Origin of the sequence: Nonomuraea sp. NPDC049709 (assembly GCF_040674815.1) — a bacterium.
In the GTDB taxonomy this organism is placed as follows: domain Bacteria; phylum Actinomycetota; class Actinomycetes; order Streptosporangiales; family Streptosporangiaceae; genus Nonomuraea.
The window spans coordinates 247338-263183 of record NZ_JBFANM010000003.1; the positions used below are offsets into that span (position 1 = coordinate 247338).

General features: G+C 71.3%; 18 protein-coding genes. 6 read left to right on the plus strand and 12 right to left on the minus strand.

The window, feature by feature from the left end; translation table 11 throughout:
• The first annotated feature begins 73 nt into the window (after positions 1–73).
• Entirely contained in the window at positions 74–460 is a 387-nt protein-coding gene (locus tag AB0J69_RS04685) for a hypothetical protein (protein ID WP_364112886.1), read from the plus strand.
• 15 nt (positions 461–475) lie between these two features.
• On the opposite strand, the gene tsaD is transcribed toward AB0J69_RS04685, so the two are convergent.
• The 12 genes from tsaD to AB0J69_RS04745 form a co-directional block, all read right to left on the minus strand.
• The gene (gene tsaD, locus AB0J69_RS04690) at positions 476–1507 is read right to left on the minus strand and encodes a tRNA (adenosine(37)-N6)-threonylcarbamoyltransferase complex transferase subunit TsaD (RefSeq protein WP_364112888.1); all 1032 of its coding nucleotides are present in this window, start codon (positions 1505–1507) and stop codon (positions 476–478) included.
• Positions 1500–1931, minus strand: a complete 432-nt coding sequence (rimI, locus tag AB0J69_RS04695) for a ribosomal protein S18-alanine N-acetyltransferase (protein WP_364112971.1) — start codon at positions 1929–1931, stop codon at positions 1500–1502. Before rimI ends, tsaD begins: the two co-directional genes overlap by 8 nt.
• 11 nt (positions 1932–1942) lie before the next feature.
• Entirely contained in the window at positions 1943–2590 is a 648-nt protein-coding gene (tsaB, locus tag AB0J69_RS04700) for a tRNA (adenosine(37)-N6)-threonylcarbamoyltransferase complex dimerization subunit type 1 TsaB (RefSeq protein ID WP_364112890.1), read from the minus strand.
• A gap of 27 nt (positions 2591–2617) precedes the next feature.
• A complete protein-coding gene (locus tag AB0J69_RS04705; protein WP_364112892.1) occupies positions 2618–3541 on the minus strand; it encodes an aminoglycoside phosphotransferase family protein in 924 nt (307 codons plus the stop codon).
• 6 nt (positions 3542–3547) lie between these two features.
• Positions 3548–4084: a class F sortase gene (locus AB0J69_RS04710; protein WP_364112894.1), complete on the minus strand. Its 537-nt coding sequence runs from the start codon at positions 4082–4084 to the stop codon at positions 3548–3550.
• Between the two features lie 3 nt (positions 4085–4087).
• Positions 4088–4795: a hypothetical protein gene (locus tag AB0J69_RS04715; protein WP_364112896.1), complete on the minus strand. Its 708-nt coding sequence runs from the start codon at positions 4793–4795 to the stop codon at positions 4088–4090.
• 168 nt (positions 4796–4963) lie between these two features.
• Positions 4964–5422 (minus strand): tRNA (adenosine(37)-N6)-threonylcarbamoyltransferase complex ATPase subunit type 1 TsaE, encoded by a 459-nt coding sequence (gene tsaE / locus AB0J69_RS04720; RefSeq protein WP_364112898.1) that lies wholly within the window; start codon positions 5420–5422, stop codon positions 4964–4966.
• Positions 5422–6471 carry an alpha/beta hydrolase gene (locus tag AB0J69_RS04725; RefSeq protein WP_364112900.1) on the minus strand — a complete coding sequence of 350 codons (1050 nt, stop codon included), beginning with the start codon at positions 6469–6471 and terminating at the stop codon, positions 5422–5424. The genes tsaE and AB0J69_RS04725 overlap by 1 nt, the downstream gene beginning before the upstream one ends.
• 45 nt (positions 6472–6516) lie before the next feature.
• A complete protein-coding gene (gene alr, locus AB0J69_RS04730; protein WP_364112973.1) occupies positions 6517–7638 on the minus strand; it encodes an alanine racemase in 1122 nt (373 codons plus the stop codon).
• Between the two features lie 68 nt (positions 7639–7706).
• Complete coding sequence (locus AB0J69_RS04735; protein WP_364112902.1) at positions 7707–9158, minus strand: NAD(P)H-hydrate dehydratase; 1452 nt, start codon at positions 9156–9158, stop codon at positions 7707–7709.
• A 9-nt stretch (positions 9159–9167) separates the two neighbouring features.
• Positions 9168–9518, minus strand: a complete 351-nt coding sequence (locus tag AB0J69_RS04740; RefSeq protein WP_364112904.1) for a holo-ACP synthase — start codon at positions 9516–9518, stop codon at positions 9168–9170.
• A gap of 13 nt (positions 9519–9531) precedes the next feature.
• Positions 9532–10938 carry an alkaline phosphatase PhoX gene (locus AB0J69_RS04745; RefSeq protein ID WP_364112906.1) on the minus strand — a complete coding sequence of 469 codons (1407 nt, stop codon included), beginning with the start codon at positions 10936–10938 and terminating at the stop codon, positions 9532–9534.
• A gap of 195 nt (positions 10939–11133) precedes the next feature.
• On the opposite strand from AB0J69_RS04745, the gene coaA reads away from it, so the two are divergent.
• From coaA to AB0J69_RS04770, 5 genes are all read left to right on the plus strand, one after another.
• Complete coding sequence (gene coaA / locus AB0J69_RS04750; protein ID WP_364112975.1) at positions 11134–12036, plus strand: type I pantothenate kinase; 903 nt, start codon at positions 11134–11136, stop codon at positions 12034–12036.
• Positions 12037–12197: 161 nt separating this feature from the next.
• A complete protein-coding gene (locus AB0J69_RS04755; protein ID WP_364112908.1) occupies positions 12198–13133 on the plus strand; it encodes a DUF389 domain-containing protein in 936 nt (311 codons plus the stop codon).
• Between the two features lie 40 nt (positions 13134–13173).
• The gene (locus AB0J69_RS04760; RefSeq protein ID WP_364112910.1) at positions 13174–14082 is read left to right on the plus strand and encodes an ABC transporter ATP-binding protein; all 909 of its coding nucleotides are present in this window, start codon (positions 13174–13176) and stop codon (positions 14080–14082) included.
• Positions 14075–14935: an ABC transporter permease gene (locus AB0J69_RS04765; RefSeq protein ID WP_364112912.1), complete on the plus strand. Its 861-nt coding sequence runs from the start codon at positions 14075–14077 to the stop codon at positions 14933–14935. The genes AB0J69_RS04760 and AB0J69_RS04765 overlap by 8 nt, the downstream gene beginning before the upstream one ends.
• The gene (locus AB0J69_RS04770) at positions 14932–15846 is read left to right on the plus strand and encodes an ABC transporter ATP-binding protein (protein WP_364112914.1); all 915 of its coding nucleotides are present in this window, start codon (positions 14932–14934) and stop codon (positions 15844–15846) included. Before AB0J69_RS04765 ends, AB0J69_RS04770 begins: the two co-directional genes overlap by 4 nt.

Here is a 15846-nt window from a genome sequence, read left to right on the forward strand (position 1 = left end):
GGCGGCTCACAGCCGTTCCTGTCACGTCCGGGAGGTCATGACCGTCCGTTGCTCGGAGCGAAAGGAGCAACGGATGTTCATCAAGATCACAGTGGTCGTAGCCGCGGCGACGATGCTCGTCGCCGGCGTGTGGATGCGGATCGATCCGACGGGCTTCGCCGCATGGGCGAACTGGCCCGACCACGTCCACTTCCTGCACGACGCCGGTGTCTTCCAGATAGGCATCGGCATGATGATGTTGTGCGCCCTGTGGTGGCGCGACGTGATCGCGGTGGTGCTGGCGGGCTACGTGTTCACCAACACCTTCCACGCGATCAACCACCTGCTGGACCGGCACCTGGGCGGCAGTGACTCCGACTGGTGGCAGATCGGGCTCTTCTCCGTACTCGCGGGTGCCGCGCTGGCCGTGCGCCTGCGCGCCCTCCGCGGGCGCGAGGAGCTCGGACGTGCGCGGTCGTGATCGGCGGCGAGGAGCTCAGACGTGCACCGTCGTGATCGGCAGCGACGAGTCGGCCGGGATCTCCAGCGTCGAGGGCGTGATGCCGGCCGCGACCAGGTCGGAGCCCAGGGCCGCGACCATGGCGCCGTTGTCGGTGCACAGCCCGGGACGGGGCACGCGCAGGCGTACGCCCGCCGCGTCGCACCGCTCCTGGGCCAGCGCCCGCAGCCGGGAGTTGGCCGCCACCCCGCCTCCGATCAGCAGGTCGTGCACGTCGTATTTCCGGCACGCCTGCAGCGCCTTGCGGGTCAGCACGTCCACCACGGCCTCCTGGAAGGAGGCGGCCACGTCGGGCACGTGGATGGACTCCCCCGCCGTCTCCCTGGCCTCGACCCAGCGCGCCACGGCCGTCTTGAGCCCGGAGAAGGAGAAGTCGAGCGTGCCGTCGTCGACCTTGCCGCGCGGGAAGGCGATGGCCGTCCCCGAACCGTCGCGGGCGGCGCGGTCGATGTACGGTCCGCCGGGGAACGGCAGCCCCAGCACCCGCGCCACCTTGTCGAACGCCTCGCCGGCCGCGTCGTCGACGGTGGAGCCGAGCGAGATCACGTCCTCGGCCACGTCGGGCACGAGCAGCAGCGAGGAGTGGCCGCCCGAGACGAGCAGGGCGATGCACGGCTTGGGCAGCGGCCCGTGTTCGAGCTGGTCGACGGCGACGTGGGCGGCGAGGTGGTTGACACCGTAGAGAGGGACGCCGAGGCCGAGCGCGTAGGACTTGGCCGCGGCCACGCCGACCAGCAGCGCCCCGGCCAGCCCGGGGCCGGCCGTCACGGCGATGGCGTCGATGTCGGAGAACTTCAGCCCGGCCTCGGCCAGCGCGGCCTCCACCGTGGGCGTCATGGCCTCCAGGTGGGCGCGCGAGGCGACCTCGGGCACCACGCCGCCGAACCTGGCGTGCTCCTCCATGCTGGAGGCGATCGTGTTGGCCAGCAGCGTGTGGCCCCTGACGATGCCGATGCCGGTCTCGTCGCAGGACGTCTCGATGCCCAGGACCAGGGGTGCGTCAGTCACCTAGCTTCCTTCTCATCATGATCGCGTCGGTGCCGTCGTCGTAGTAGCGGCGGCGGGTGCCGATCTCCTCGAACCCGAAATGCCGGTAGACCGCCTGCGCGCGCGGGTTGTCGGCGCGTACTTCCAGGAAGATCTCCCGGGCGCCCCGGCGGCTCGCCTCGGCCAGCAGCGCGGTCAGCAGCGCGCTGCCGATGCCCGTGCCCTGGTGTTTCTCCAGCACCGCGATGGTCTGCACGTCGGCCTGGTCGGCCGCGGCGGCGAGCCCGGCGTAGGCGACGATCTCGTCGTCCACCAGGGCCACCACGTAGTGACGGGAGCGCGGCATCTCGGCCAGCTCGCCGCGCATCATGCCCTCGCTCCACGCGTCGAGCGGGAACGTGGCACGCTCGATGGCCATGACCGCCGGAAGGTCGGCCGCGGTCATCGGCCTGAGGTTCACGCCGTCACCCTCTTGGGTGCTCCCGGCGCCACGGCGTCGGGTCTGCGCAGGTAGATCGGGCGCGGCGGGTCGAGCGGGATGCCCTGGGCCAGCCGCTCGGCCGCCAGGGCGGCCAGCGCGCCGGCGTAGGGGTAGGGCGGCGCGTCGCCCCCGCCCCCCAGGAGGTCGGCGTAGAGCTGGGCGCCCGCGCCCACGACCGGCAGCCCCTCCACCGGCACGTCGGCGGGCCGGTCCACGAAGGGACCGTCGAGCCGGGTGCGCAGATCGGAGTAGCGCGCCCAGAACACTTCCTTCCGCCGCGCGTCGGTGGCGACCAGGAAGGGCCCGGTGAGCCCGCTGCCGTAGGCGACGGCGTCGAGCGTGCAGATGCCGTACGCGGGGACGCCGAGGGTGGTGGCGAGCCCCTGCGCGGTCATCAGCCCGACGCGCAGCCCGGTGTAGGGACCGGGGCCGCTGCCCGCCACGATGGCCGTCACGTCGCGCGGGGAGGCGCCCGCCTCCCCCAGGACGAGCTCGATGGTGGGCGCGAGCAGCTCGCCGTGTCGCCGCGCGTCGATCGTCGTCGACTCGGCGAGCACGCGCTCCCCGTCGTGGAGCGCGGCGGTGACGGCGGGCGTCGCGGTATCAAAGGCCAGGACCAGCACGACTGTTTAGCCTACCCGCCGGAAGGGTCACGCCCAGCCCGTACGCCGCTTCAGCCAGTCGAGGGCCACCACTCCCTGGGCCCGCTGGAACGCTCTGATCGTGGGCAGGCCGGGCGGATCGGGCAGGCGGCCCTGCCGGACGAGGTAGCCGGTGACCGCCGCCACGACCTGGGTGACCGGGAGGCCGGGCAGGTCGAACAGCTCGTCGGCCGGGGGCCCGCCCTGCATGCTCACCGAGGGCAACATGCCCACCGTGTCGAACCAGGGCGCGCCGCGGCAGGCCCACGGCCAGTCCACGACGAAGACGCGGTCGTCGGTGAGCAGGATGTTGTCGGCCCGCAGGTCGGCGTGGACCAGGGTGTCGCCCGCCGCGGCCGCGGCCCAGCCGGACTCCAGCTCGGCCAGCTCGCCGAGGTGGCGCAGCGCCCAGGGGTCGAGGCCCGAGGTGTCCTCCTCCAGCAGGCGGCGCCAGCCCTGGAACGCCTGCCCGAACACCTCCCCGATCTCCGGGGCGTCGATCGGGGACGGCGTGAGCGCCTCCGACATCTCCTTGACGGCCGCCAGCACCCGGTCGAGCTGGTCGCGCCGCCACGGCAGCTCGGGGTGCTCGGCCTCGACGTCCTCGAAGACCAGCGCGACCCACCCCGCCAGCTCGAAGCCGGTCAGCAGCCTGGGGGCGGGGACGGACTCCGGCAGGGCGGCGGCGATCTTGAGCTCGGCCTGGTAAATGCGTACGGTGTCGGCGTTCGGCTCGGGGCCGACGGCCTTGACGAAGGCGCGCCTGCCGTTGTCCGTGCGCAGTCGTACGGCGGCGGCCGGGGAGAAGCCGCCCGGCTGTGTGTCGGCTGAGGTCACGCGGCCGCCGAGGAACTCCTCGACCGCGGCGCGCACCCCCGGGTGCACCTCGTGCCAGGGTACGCGGGTCCCGGCGGCGGGCGGGTTGGCGGTCATGTGCTCTCAGATCTGGGAGGCGTACACGATGACATTGTCGAGATATTCGCCCTTGGCGTAGTCGAACTTGCCGCCGCACGTTACCAGCTTGAGCCCGTCCTCCAGGTAGACCCGCTTGGTGGGGAAGCTGTCCTTGTGCACCTGCTCGATCGAGTCCACCTTGTACCGCACGACCTTGCCGTCGCTGCGCTCCACCTTGACGGTCTCGCCCTTGCGTAACTGCCTGAGCTTGTAGAACACGGCCGGAGCGGTCTTGGTGTCGACGTGGCCGATGATCACCGAGGCGCCCTTCTCGCCGGGAACGGCGCTGCCGGTGTACCAGCCGGCCACCTTCGGCTTCTCGTAGGGCGGCAGCTCGACCTCGCCGTTCTTCTGCAGGTCGAGCTTCATCAGGTCGGCCTCGACGTCGATCGAGGGGATGTCGATGCTCTGGGGCACGACTGCTGCGGCAGGGGTGGTGCCGGTCTGCATGCTCTTGCCGAACGCGACCAGCAGCAGGCCCGTGACGGCGCCGGCGAGCACCACCCGTCCAGGGCGGGCCACGATCTACGCCCGGCTGCGACGCTTGATCGCGTAACCGACGCCCCCGGCCAGGGCCAGGGCGATGAGCACGCCTGCCGGGCCGAGCGGGATCGAGGACTCCTCGGAGGCGTCCTGTGCGTACGTGCCGCCGCCGCCGGCCCTGGGCGCCCTGGTGGGCAGCGTGGTGGTCGGCTCGGCCTCGGTCTCGGCCGCGACCACCCTGAGCGTGGCCCTGCCCAGGTCGTTGGTGCCGTCGCACTTGACGTCGACGCGGTAGCTGCCGCGCCGGATCGTTCCCGAGACCTGCGCCTCGCCGCGCACCCAGGGCGAGCCCGCGGCGGGGGTGGCCGTCGAGGTGGGGGTGATCGAGGCCGCGGGGACCGGGTTGAGCGTGACGCCGTTGATGAACGCCCTGGACGTGGCGGTGCCGGTGTGGGCGGGCCCGCCGGTCGGGACCGGGCAGTTGGCCAGGATCCACACCCTGGACGTCTCACCGGCGGTGACGCGGTCGGGGTTGAGCTGGACCGAGATGGTCTGCCTGGTCGTGGTCGTCCGCGGGGTGCTGGTCGCCGTGGTCGTGGCGGTGGTCGTGGCGGTGGTCGTGGGGGAGGCCGTGCCACTGGCCGTGGGGGTGGGTGTGCCTGTTGGATCGGTCTCCGCCGAGGCCGTGCAGCCGGTCAGACCGACCATGACGATGGCTCCCGCGTACGCGACTCGCCTGACCCTGAGCACCGGCCGCACCCCACTTTGCCGTCTTGCACCCCAGCATCCACCAAAAGTGTGGATGTCGCCCCTCCTGATACCCAGAAATTCTGGGCGAATCCCTGACCAACGATCATGATTTATATCTTTGGCCTGGTAAGTCAAGGGTGCCAGCTATACCCGGGTTTGACGGGCGTTTTAGCCTTCTGGCGGATCAGACGGCGTGTCGGACCACCTGGGGCCCACACCTCGCAGCGTGACGATGCGCGCCTCGTCGCCCGCCTCGCGGTCGATGTGGATCTCCAGCCGGTCGTCGGCCAGCCCCTCGACCAGCCCCTCGCCCCACTCCACGACGGTGACCGACTCCTCCAGCGAGGCGTCCAGGTCGAGGTCGTCCACCTCCAGGTCGCCGCCCAGCCGGTAGGCGTCAGCGTGGACGAGCGGCGGGCCCTGGCGCAGCGAGGGGTGCACCCTGGCGATCACGAACGTGGGCGAGGTGATCGGGCCGCGCACTTTGAGGCCCTCGGCGATGCCCTGGACGAGCGTGGTCTTGCCCGCGCCGAGCGGGCCCGACAGGACGAGCAGGTCTCCGGGGCGCAGGCGGGCGGCCAGGCGGGCGCCGTAGGCCCGCATGTCGTCGGCGGTGGCGAGCCTCATCAGAGCTCCACCCGCTTCACCAGGTCGCGCAGCGCGTCGTTGACGATGCCGGGCCGCTCCAGCTGGATCAGGTGGGAGGTGTCGGGCACCTCGGTGAGCTGCGCCTTGGGCAGGGCGGCGGCGATGGCTTTGCTGTGGTCGGGCGGGGTCAGCCAGTCGCGCTCGCCGACCAGGATCGCGGTGGGCACCGGGTCGAGCACGTGGAGGGCGGAGAGCTTGTCGTGGTTCATCAGCGCCGGGTAGAAGTCGGCGAACACCTCGGTCGGCGTCGCCCTGATCATCGACTCGGCGAAGTCGACCACGGTGGGGCTGATGTTCTTGGAGTCGCCGAAGCCCATGTAGCGCGTGATCAGGAAGGCGATGTCGCTGCCCACGTGGCGGGCCCGGTCGGCCAGCGCGCCGCGCTTGCCCAGCATCGAGACCGTGGAGGGGGCCACCTTGTGCACGGCCTTGGACAACATCGCCGGCATGCCCAGCGTCAGCTCGGCGAGCTTGCCGGCCGAGGTCGCGATGAGCGCCACCGCGCGGATCTTGTCGCCGAACAGCTCGGGGTATCGGTCGGCCAGCGCCATGATCGTCATGCCGCCCATGGAGTGGCCGACCAGCACGCACGGGCCGGGCACGTACTGCCGGATCACCTCGGCCAGGTCCTCGCCCAGCCGGTCGATCGTGCTGTCCTCGGCGCTCGAGCGCTGGGAGCGACCGTGCGAGCGCTGGTCCCACAGCACGATCCGGTAGTTGTCCCGCAGGTCTTTCCGCTGGTAGTGCCACGACTCCAGGCTGAGGCAGTAGCCGTGACAGAAGACGACCGTCAGCGGCGCGTCCTCGGGGCCGTCGACCTCGATGTGCAGGGCCTTGCCGTCAGAGGTGACGAGCGTGCGCTCCCGGCCCCTCAGCTCACCGAACGGCTCGCTCGCCTCGGTGTCGGGACGCAGCCTGATCCGGCCGACCGCGTAACGTTTGGCCAGCGCCGCCGCCGCGACGCCGGCGGAAGCCGCACCGACGAGCGCGCCGGCGATCCCTACCCTGCGCCGTGTTGTCGTCGTCATGTCCCCGATCCTTCTCCGCTCATGGCCGCCGCGATGTGCCCTTCATCACTGCCGGTAAACCCGGGGCACGCGCGCACCGATCCTGGTCACGATCTCATGCGTGATCGTGCCGAGAGTATCCGCCCACTCCTGGGCGGTCGGCTCGCCCCCGTCACCTGGCCCGAACAGCACGACCTCGTCGCCCGCCGAGAGCGGGTCGTCACCCATGTCGATCATGAACTGGTCCATGCACACCCGGCCGGCGATCAGCCTGCGGCGGCCACCTGCCAGGACCTCGGCCCGCCCGGTCGCGTGCCGGAGTATGCCGTCGGCGTATCCGAGGGGGACGAGGCCGAGCGTGGTCTCGCGCTCGGTGGTGTAGAGGTGCCCGTAGGAGACGCCCGCGCCCTCGGTGACCCGCTTGACCAGGCCCACCCGCGCCACGAGCGTCATGGCCTGGCGGAGGCCGAAGTCGCCCAGCTCGGGGATGGGGCTCAGGCCGTACATCGCGATGCCGGGCCTGACCAGGTCGTAGCGGGCGGCGGGGAGTGTCAGGGCGGCGGCCGAGTTGGCGATGTGCCTGATCACGTGGGAGCCGGCCGCGCCGGCCTGCTCGGCCAGCTTGAGCGCCGCCTCGAAGGCTTCCAGCTGCCGCTCGATCGACGGGTGGCCCGGGATGTCGGCGCAGGCGAAGTGGGACCAGAGGCCGACGATCTCGATGACGCCCTCGGCGCGCAGCTCCAGCGCCCTGGCCAGCAGCTCCGGCCAGGCGGCGAGCGGGGCGCCGCCCCTGCTCATGCCGGTGTCGGCCTCCAGGTGCATGCGCGCCGTGCGGCCCGTGCGCCGTGCGGCGGCGGCGATCTCGTCGAGCAGCCGCGCGTCGGCGGCCGACAGCTCGATGTCCTGGGTCAGCGCCGCGTCGAGCGGCTCGCCCGGGGTGATCAGCCAGGACAGGATCGGCGCGGTCACTCCGCCCTCGCGCAGCTCCAGGGCCTCCCTGACGAACGCGGTGCCGAGCCGGCCCGCGCCTGCCTGCAGCACCGCCTCGGACACCGGCACCAGGCCGTGGCCGTAGGCGTCGGCCTTGACCGCGCCCATGAGCTCCACCCCGCCGACCCGCTCCTTGAGCAGGGCCACGTTGTGCCTGATGGCGGCCAGGTCCACCCGGGCCTGGGCGGGCGTGTCCATCGAGGAGTACATCCTTCTAGTGTGGCAGCTCCCGCACGTGGCCGAGCGCGATTCCCGTCGCTCGCCCGTCACGAACTCGCGCTGGTCACGGCACGGATGGCCGCCGGGATCGCGGTCGCCACGTCGGCGGCGGCCAGGGGCGCGCCGTCGGCGGCCAGCCGGCCGGCCAGCCCGTGCACGAAGGCGCCGCAGGAGGCGGCGTCGTAGCAGCTCAGGCTCTGGGCGAGCAGCGCGCCGACCACGCCGGACAGCACGTCGCCGGTGCCGCCGGTGGCCAGCCAGGGCGTGCCGGTGACGTTCACGCGCACCGGCCTGGAGTCCTCGGCCACCACCGTGGTCGAGCCCTTGAGCAGCACGGTCACGCCCAGCTCGGCCGCCGCCCGGCGGGCGTGCTCGAGCCGGGCCGCCTCGATGTCGTCGCGGTCGGCGCGGATGAGCCGGGCCAGCTCCCCCGCGTGCGGGGTGAGCAGGACCGGCGCGGACCGGCGCAGCAGCCCGCGGTCCCTGGCCACCAGGGTCAGCCCGTCGGCGTCGATCAGCACGGGAACGTTGGAGGCGAGCACCCTGCCCGCCAGCTCGTACGCCCAGTCGTCGGTGCCGAGGCCGGGCCCCAGCACCCACGCCTGCACCCGGCCCACCTGCTCGATCGAGGGCTCGTCCAGCAGCGTGACGACGGCCTCCGGCCAGTGCGCGCGCACCTGGTCGACCGGCGCCCGCCGCCCGGCGTAGCGGACCATGCCCGCACCGCCCCGCAGCGCGCCGCCCACGGCCAGCACGGCCGCCCCGGTGAACAGGTCACTCCCGGCCGCGACGCCCAGCACTCCCCGGCGGTATTTGTCCGACTCGTTGCCCGGCCGCGGCATCAGGTCGTCCACGTCGCCGCCGGTGAGCGCGGCCACGTCGGGATCGGGCAGGTACGCCCCCAGCCCGATGTCCACGAGCTCGACCTGCCCCGCGAAGGCGGCACCGGGATCGACCAGCAACCCCGTCTTGTACGCCCCCATGGTCACGGTCACCCTGGCCCGCACGGCCGCCCCGGCCACCTGCCCGCTGCTCGCGTCCACGCCGCTCGGCACGTCGACGGCCACGATCGTGCCCCTGGCCGCGTTCGCCTCCTCGGCCAGCCCCGCGTACGGCTCCCGCAGCGCCCCCGACGCCCCGATCCCGACGAGCCCGTCGACGATCAGGTCGGCCCGCTCCAGGGCCGAGCGGTCGACGACCCGCCCGCCCGCGTCCAGCAGCGCCCGCAGGCCCGCCTCGTGCGTCTTGGACCCGGCCAGCACGGCGCCCACCCACGCCCCGCGCCTGGCCAGCCGCTCGCCCGCGTAGAGCGCGTCGCCTCCGTTGTCGCCGCTGCCGACGAGCAGCACGACCCGTCTGCCGTAGACAAGGCCCAGCAGGTCGGCGCAGGCGGCGGCGAGCCCGGTGGCGGCCCGCTGCATGAGCGTCCCCTCGGGCAGCAGCGCCATGAGCGCGTGCTCGGCGCCCCGGATCTGGATGGCGGAGTAGGCAGTGCGCATGATCCGAAGCTATCCCTCCGCGATCACATAGGCCACGGCCACGCCCGCGTCGTGGCTCAGGGAGATGTGCCAGCGCTGGACCCCGAGGTCGTAGGCCGCCTCGGCCACCTTGCCCGAGACCCGCAGCTCGGGCTTGCCGAGCTCGTCGCAGTGCACCTCGGCCTCCAGGTGCCCGAGGCCCTTGGGGGCGCCGAGCGCCTTGGCCACGGCCTCCTTGGCGGCGAACCTGGCGGCCAGCGAGTGCACCGGCAGCGGCCGCTCGACCTCGGTGAAGAGCCGGTCCTTGAGCCGCGGCGTACGCGCCAGCGCGGCCTCGAAGCGGGCGATGTCCACGACGTCCACGCCGATACCCAGGATCATCGTCCCAGCGTACTCAGAACGGGCCGCGCTCCCACGGCCCCCAGATGGCGATGGACATCCCCTGTTTGGCCTGGATGTTGACGTAGAGGGTGTGGCCGCCTGGACCGAACGTGGAGCCGGCGAACTCCGCCCCCTCGTCGCCGGAGATCGGCGCCAGGCGGCAGAAGTCGAAGATCTCCCCCGCCTTGCTGAGCCCGCGCAGGTAGTTGTCGCCGTCGCCGTCCTCGCACAGCACCAGCGTGCCGCGCCTGCTGACCGTCACGTTGTCGGGCAGGTCGAGCACGGACGAGCGGGGCGACTCGTAGGCGAGCTTGAGCCGCCCGCTCCACGTCTCGTACGCCCACACCTGCCCCCGGCCGTTCCCGAACCCGTCGGGCGCCGTGTCGCCCGGCGCGGTGGCCCCGCCCTGCGTGGAGACGAAGTAGATCGTCCCCTGGTGGTGGACGGCCCCCTCCAGCCTGGCGAAGACGGCCGCGCCCTCCTCCCGGCCCTGCCTGCCCACCGCCTGGGCGGCCTCGTCGTAGGAGGGCCTGCCCTTGAAGGCGGGGTCGGGGTCGTCGATGTCCACCCAGCGCGTCTCGTACGTGGCGCCGGGTGCCTGCCCCACGGACAGGTTCTTGCGCTCGGCGCCCTTGACGGCGAGCATCTGCAGCCGGCCGCCGTCGAGCAGCCGCCCGGCCAGGACCGGGTGCTTCGGCGGCAGATAGCGGTAGAAGCCGGACGGAAAGCTGTAGTTGTCCTCGGTCAGGTAGATCGCGCCCGAGGAGGGGTCGAAGGCGGCGGACTCGTGCGGGAAGCGCCCGGCCGACCGGATCGGCCTGGCGGTGGCGGCCCGGCCGACCGGCACCTCGAAGATGTAGCCGTGCCCGCGCTCGAGCCTGGCGTTGTCGCCACCGGAGAAGTCGCCGGCCACGTCGGGCCCGTTGACCGTCTCCTCGCAGCTCACCCAGGCCCGCCAGACCATGGGGCCGCCCGAGCAGTTCATCATGGTGCCGTTCAGCGAGGGCGCGCTCTTGATCACCTCGCCGTAGCGGGTGACCTGCAACGTGGAGGTGCCGCCCCCGGCCATGCGGTCGTAGGCCTTGTCCCTGTCGCCGAACGCGCCAACGGGCCCGTTGACCTCGTGGTTGCGGATCAGGATGGCGCTGTCCTTCGGTCCGGCGAAGGCCGCCATGCCGTCGTGCCGGCCCGGGACCGTGGATCCGTCGCTGAACTTGTCGCCGGCCACGCTGAACGAGCGGTATTTGAACCCGTCCGGCAGGTGCAGCCGCGCCTTCCCGTCACGCAGGTCGCGGACGGGACGCAGCGGGCCGTAACCGGGTACGGGCCTGGCCCCGCCATGGGCCCCGGCGCACGCGACCCCCGCGAAGGGCCCGGCGATGCCGGTGACCACGTTGGTGATGAAGCGACGACGGTCCACGGAAAACCTCCCGTCCGGACAGTAGCCGCCGACCCACCGTTGCATAACGGATTTGGGGAAGGCCCCCTATCTTTCCCCGAACTGGGTCCTGGTAATCCCACGTCTTTATCCACAGGCTGTGGATTCACGGGGGCCGCCCCGGACGAGATCCGGTTTGTCGTACATCGCTACGCTGCCTAGGTGAACAACGGCTACGTGGAACTGAGCAGGGAGCAGTGGAGCGAGCTCCGCAAGAACACGCCCTTGACTCTCACCGCAGACGAGCTGGAAGAGCTACGCGGCCTCGACGACCCCATCGACCTCACCGAAGTCACCGACATCTACCTCCCGCTGACCCGGCTGCTCAACCTGCACTTCACCGGGTCCAAGCAGCGCAGCAGCGTGCTGAGCGCGTTCCTCGGCCATCCCGAGCAGCGCGTCCCGTACATCCTGGGCATCGCGGGCAGCGTCGCGGTCGGCAAGTCGACCACGGCCCGCCTGCTGCACACCCTCCTGGCCCGCTGGCCCGAGCACCCGCACGTGGAGCTGATCACCACCGACAGCTTCCTCTACCCCAACGCGGTGCTCGACGCCAAGAAGATCATGCATCGCAAGGGTTTCCCGGAGAGCTATGACCGGCGGGCGCTGGTCAGGTTCGTGGCGGAGGTGAAGGCGGGAGCGGCGGAGGTGCACGCACCGGTCTACAGCCACCTCGAGTACGACATCGTCCCCGGCATCACCCAGACCGTGAAAAGTCCCGACATCTTGATCATCGAAGGACTCAACGTCCTCCAACCCGCCCCGCCCACCTCCCTCGCGGTCAACGACTACTTCGACTTCTCCATCTACGTGGACGCCAAGGTCGAGGACATCCGCTCCTGGTACATCGACCGCTTCCACAAGCTCCGCCGGACCGCCTTCGAGGACCCGAAGTCGTACTTCCGGCACATCGCGGAGCTGTCCTACGACGAGGCCACGAACTTCGCGGTCAACGTCTGGCGCGACATCAACGAGCGCAACCTGGTCGAGAACATCGCCCCCACCAGGGGCCGGGCCGACCTCGTCCTCAAGAAGGGCGCGGACCACTCCGTACGGCGGGTACGCCTCCGCCAGACCTGAACGCCTCCTCGAACAGATAACGGGCGAACCTGCCACCGCACTCCTGGTCGTCCACGTCGGCGAACCAGCACTCCTCACCGTGGTCATGGCACCTGTACCGGATCATGTGAGGAAGCCTCGGGTAATCGCGTCAACACATCGTCAACGTCCGATCGACGACAATGGGCCGCGTGCTCCATCTACGACTGATCATCCCGGCCGCGCGCACCGACGAGGTGACGACGGTGTTGGAGGACTGCCCCGGCGTCACCAACATCGTCGTCCTGCCGGGCGCGGCCCGCGAGCCACGCGGCGACGTGGTCCTGTGCGACGCGGCCAGAGAGTCGGCCAACCAGGTGCTGACCCAGCTCAAGTGGCTGGAGACCGAGGGGTCGATAGCCGCCGAGCAGATCGATCTGTCGCTGTCGAAAGTCGCCGAGGACGCCGTCAAGGAGGCGCCGGGCGAGCCCGACGACGCGGTGATCTGGGAGGAGCTCGCCCAGAAGGTCTACGCCGACACCCGTGTCACGTGGGCCTACCTGGCCTTCCTGGCCATCGCCACGCAGCTCGCGGGCATCGGCGTGCTGCAGAACTCCCCCATCCTGATCGTCGGCGCGATGGTGCTCGGCCCCGAGTTCGGCGCGGTCGCGGCCATCTGCTTCGGCCTGCTGCGCCGCAGGGGCCACCTGATCGCGACCGCGCTGCGGACGCTGGTGATCGGGTTCGCGGTGGCGATCGCGATCACCTACGCCTGCGCGCTCGTCTCTTACTGGCTCGGCTGGATCGACCTCGGCAACCTCACCAGGAACGAGGAGGTCCAGTTCATCGTCAAGCCGGACCGGTGGTCGTTCATCGTGGCGCTGCTGGCGGGCGCGGCCGGGGTGCTGTCGATCACGGCCGGCAAGTCCTCGGCCCTGATCGGCGTCTTCATCTCGGTCACCACGGTGCCCGCCGCCGGCTACGCCGCCGTCGCGCTGGCGCTGAGCGACTGGAAGGAGGTCGCGGGGTCGGTCTCGCAGCTCGCCGTGAACATCCTCGGCATGGTCATCGCGGGCACCGCCACCCTCCTGGTCCAGCGCAGATTCTGGCCTCAAGTAGGACGGCGTTCATCCGTATGACCGAGGCGCCGGCCATGGCGGCCCCGGTAGTGTCCGGCACATGCACATCCTCGCCACCGAGGGGCTGACCAAACGTTTCCCCACCGTCACCGCGGTCGACCAGCTCACGGTCACCGTGGGCGCCGGGGTCACCGGTCTGGTCGGGGCGAACGGCGCCGGCAAGTCCACGCTGATCAAGATCCTGCTCGGCCTGCTGCCGCCCACCGGCGGCGCCGCGCGCGTCCTCGACCTGGACGTCACCGCGCAGGGCGCCGAGATCCGCAGGCTCGTCGGCTACATGCCCGAGCACGAATGCCTGCCCCCCGACGTCTCCGCCACCGAATTAGTCGTCCACCTCGCCCGCATGTCCGGGCTGCCACGAACCGCCGCCCGCGAGCGCGCCGCCGACGTCCTGCGCCACGTCGGCCTGGCCGAAGAGCGCTATCGCGCCGTCGGCACCTACTCCACCGGCATGAAACAGCGGGTGAAGCTGGCCCAGGCGCTCGTCCACGACCCCAAGCTCATCTTCCTCGACGAGCCCACCAACGGCCTCGACCCGCGCGGCCGCGACGAGATGCTGACGCTGATCAGGCGCATCGGCACCGAGTTCGGCATCAGCGTCCTGGTCACCTCCCACCTGCTGGGCGAGCTGGAGCGCATCTGCGACCACGTGATCGTCATCGACGCCGGGCGGCTGCTGCGCTCGTCCGCGATCGGCGAGTTCACCCAGGCCACGCAGACCGTGACGGTCGAGGTCGACGAGGGCCTCGACGAGCTGGCCGCCCGCCTGGCCGCCGACGGACAGACCGTCTCGCGTCAGGGGCGCCTGCTGGTGATCAAGGTGCTGGGGCCCGAGACGTACGACGCGATCCGCGACGCCGCCGTCGACCTGGACCTGTGCCTGATCCGCCTCGAAGAGGGCCGCCACCGCATCGAGGACGTCTTCAGGGATGAGGTCGCACATGTCTGAGATCTACGACATCGGCTATCGGCACTACGACGGTCCCCGGCTCGGCCGGGGCTACTCGGCCAGAGCGCTGGCCGTGCACAGCCTGCGCGGCATCTTCGGTCTCGGCCGCCCGGCGCGCAGCAAGGTCGTGCCGTTCGCCCTGGTCGCCATCATGATGCTGCCGGCGGTCGTGAACATCGCCATGATGGCGCTGGCGCAACAGCGCGGCATCCCCTACAGCGGGTTCGCCGTGGTCATGCAGGCCGTGGTGGCGATCTTCCTGGCCGCCCAGGCGCCCACCGTCGTCGCGCCCGACCTGCGCTACCGCGTGCTGCCGCTCTACCTGTCGCGGCCGGTCTCCGTCGCCGAGTACGTCGGCGCCAAGGTCGTGGCCATGACCGTGGCGGTGTTCGCGCTGGTCGCGGCCCCGCTCACGCTGATCTTCGTGGGCGAGCTGGTGGTGGACATGCCGGGGCCGCCGGCCACCGGCGAGTTCCTGGGCGCGCTGGTGATGGCGCTGGCGCTGGCGCTGCTGCTGTCGGCGTTCGGGCTGGCGCTGGCCTCGTTCACGCCGCGGCGCGGGCTCGGCGTGGCCTCGGTGATCACCGTCTACCTGCTGTCGTTCGGATCGGTCCCGCTGATCTACGGCACGCTGTACTCGTCGGGCAACGAGTCCGTGGCTCCCTGGGCGTGGCTGATGAGCCCGTTCTGGCTGGTCGACTCCGTACAGGTCTGGCTGTTCGACACCCCGCGGCACTCCATCGAGAGCGCGCCCTACCCGAACGGCCCCGCCTCGGCGGCGGTGCTGGTGGTGCTGATCGGCCTCGCCCTGCTCGCGCTGGGGCTGCGCTACAGGAAGGCGGCCGCGCAATGAAGATCGAGCTCTCGCAGGTCTCCCGCTGGTACGGCAACGTGGTGGCGGTCAACGACGTCACGATGACCATCGGCCCGGGCGTCACGGGCCTGCTCGGCCCGAACGGCGCGGGCAAGTCGACCCTCCTGCACATGATGGCCGGCTTCCTGGCCCCGTCGGGCGGCACGGTCACGCTGGACGGCACCAAGGTCTGGAAGAACCACCACATCTACCGAAATATCGGCCTAGTTCCCGAAAAGGAGGGCGTGTATGGCTTCCTGACCGGCTGGCAGTTCGTCCTCTCGGCCGCCCGCCTGCACGGCCTGGGCAACCCGGAGGAGGCCGCCCGCAAGGCCCTGGCCACGGTGGAGATGGAGGAGCCCAAGGACCGGCGGGTCGAGACGTACTCGAAGGGCATGCGCCAGCGCGTCAAGGTCGCGGCGGCGCTCGTCCACGACCCGCCCGTGCTGCTGCTCGACGAGCCGTTCAACGGCATGGACCCGCGCCAGCGCATGCACCTCATGGACCTGATCCGCGCCATGGGCACGGCCGGCAAGACGATCCTGTTCAGCTCCCACATCCTGGAGGAGGTCGAGCGGGTCGCCCAGCACATCGAGGTCCTGGTGGCCGGGCGGCACGCGGCGTCCGGCAACTTCCGCGAGATCAGGCGCCTGATGACGGACCGGCCCCACCTGTTCATGATCCGCTCCAGCGACGACAGGAAGCTCGCCGCCGCCCTCGTACGCGACGACTCGACCGGCGGCATCGCGCTGCGCCCGGAGGGCCTGGAGGTCCAGGCCACCGAGCTCCGCCGCTTCACCCGCCTCCTGCCCCGGGTCGCCCAGGCCGAGGGTGTGCGCCTGCACCAGGTCTCCCCGGCGGACGAGGACCTGGAGAGCGTCTTCTCCTACCTGATCAACAGGAGCACCTGA

What these genes read in the sequence shown, in the direction of transcription:
- AB0J69_RS04685 (WP_364112886.1), top strand. Translation starts at nt 74, where the DNA reads ATGTTCATCAAGATCACAGTGGTCGTAGCCGCGGCGACGATGCTCGTC.
- rimI (WP_364112971.1), bottom strand. Translation starts at nt 1,931, where the DNA reads ATGACCGCGGCCGACCTTCCGGCGGTCATGGCCATCGAGCGTGCCACG.
- AB0J69_RS04705 (WP_364112892.1), bottom strand. Translation starts at nt 3,541, where the DNA reads ATGACCGCCAACCCGCCCGCCGCCGGGACCCGCGTACCCTGGCACGAG.
- tsaE (WP_364112898.1), bottom strand. Translation starts at nt 5,422, where the DNA reads ATGAGGCTCGCCACCGCCGACGACATGCGGGCCTACGGCGCCCGCCTG.
- AB0J69_RS04725 (WP_364112900.1), bottom strand. Translation starts at nt 6,471, where the DNA reads ATGACGACGACAACACGGCGCAGGGTAGGGATCGCCGGCGCGCTCGTC.
- alr (WP_364112973.1), bottom strand. Translation starts at nt 7,638, where the DNA reads ATGGACACGCCCGCCCAGGCCCGGGTGGACCTGGCCGCCATCAGGCAC.
- AB0J69_RS04735 (WP_364112902.1), bottom strand. Translation starts at nt 9,158, where the DNA reads ATGCGCACTGCCTACTCCGCCATCCAGATCCGGGGCGCCGAGCACGCG.
- AB0J69_RS04740 (WP_364112904.1), bottom strand. Translation starts at nt 9,518, where the DNA reads ATGATCCTGGGTATCGGCGTGGACGTCGTGGACATCGCCCGCTTCGAG.
- AB0J69_RS04755 (WP_364112908.1), top strand. Translation starts at nt 12,198, where the DNA reads ATGGGCCGCGTGCTCCATCTACGACTGATCATCCCGGCCGCGCGCACC.
- AB0J69_RS04760 (WP_364112910.1), top strand. Translation starts at nt 13,174, where the DNA reads ATGCACATCCTCGCCACCGAGGGGCTGACCAAACGTTTCCCCACCGTC.
- AB0J69_RS04765 (WP_364112912.1), top strand. Translation starts at nt 14,075, where the DNA reads ATGTCTGAGATCTACGACATCGGCTATCGGCACTACGACGGTCCCCGG.
- AB0J69_RS04770 (WP_364112914.1), top strand. Translation starts at nt 14,932, where the DNA reads ATGAAGATCGAGCTCTCGCAGGTCTCCCGCTGGTACGGCAACGTGGTG.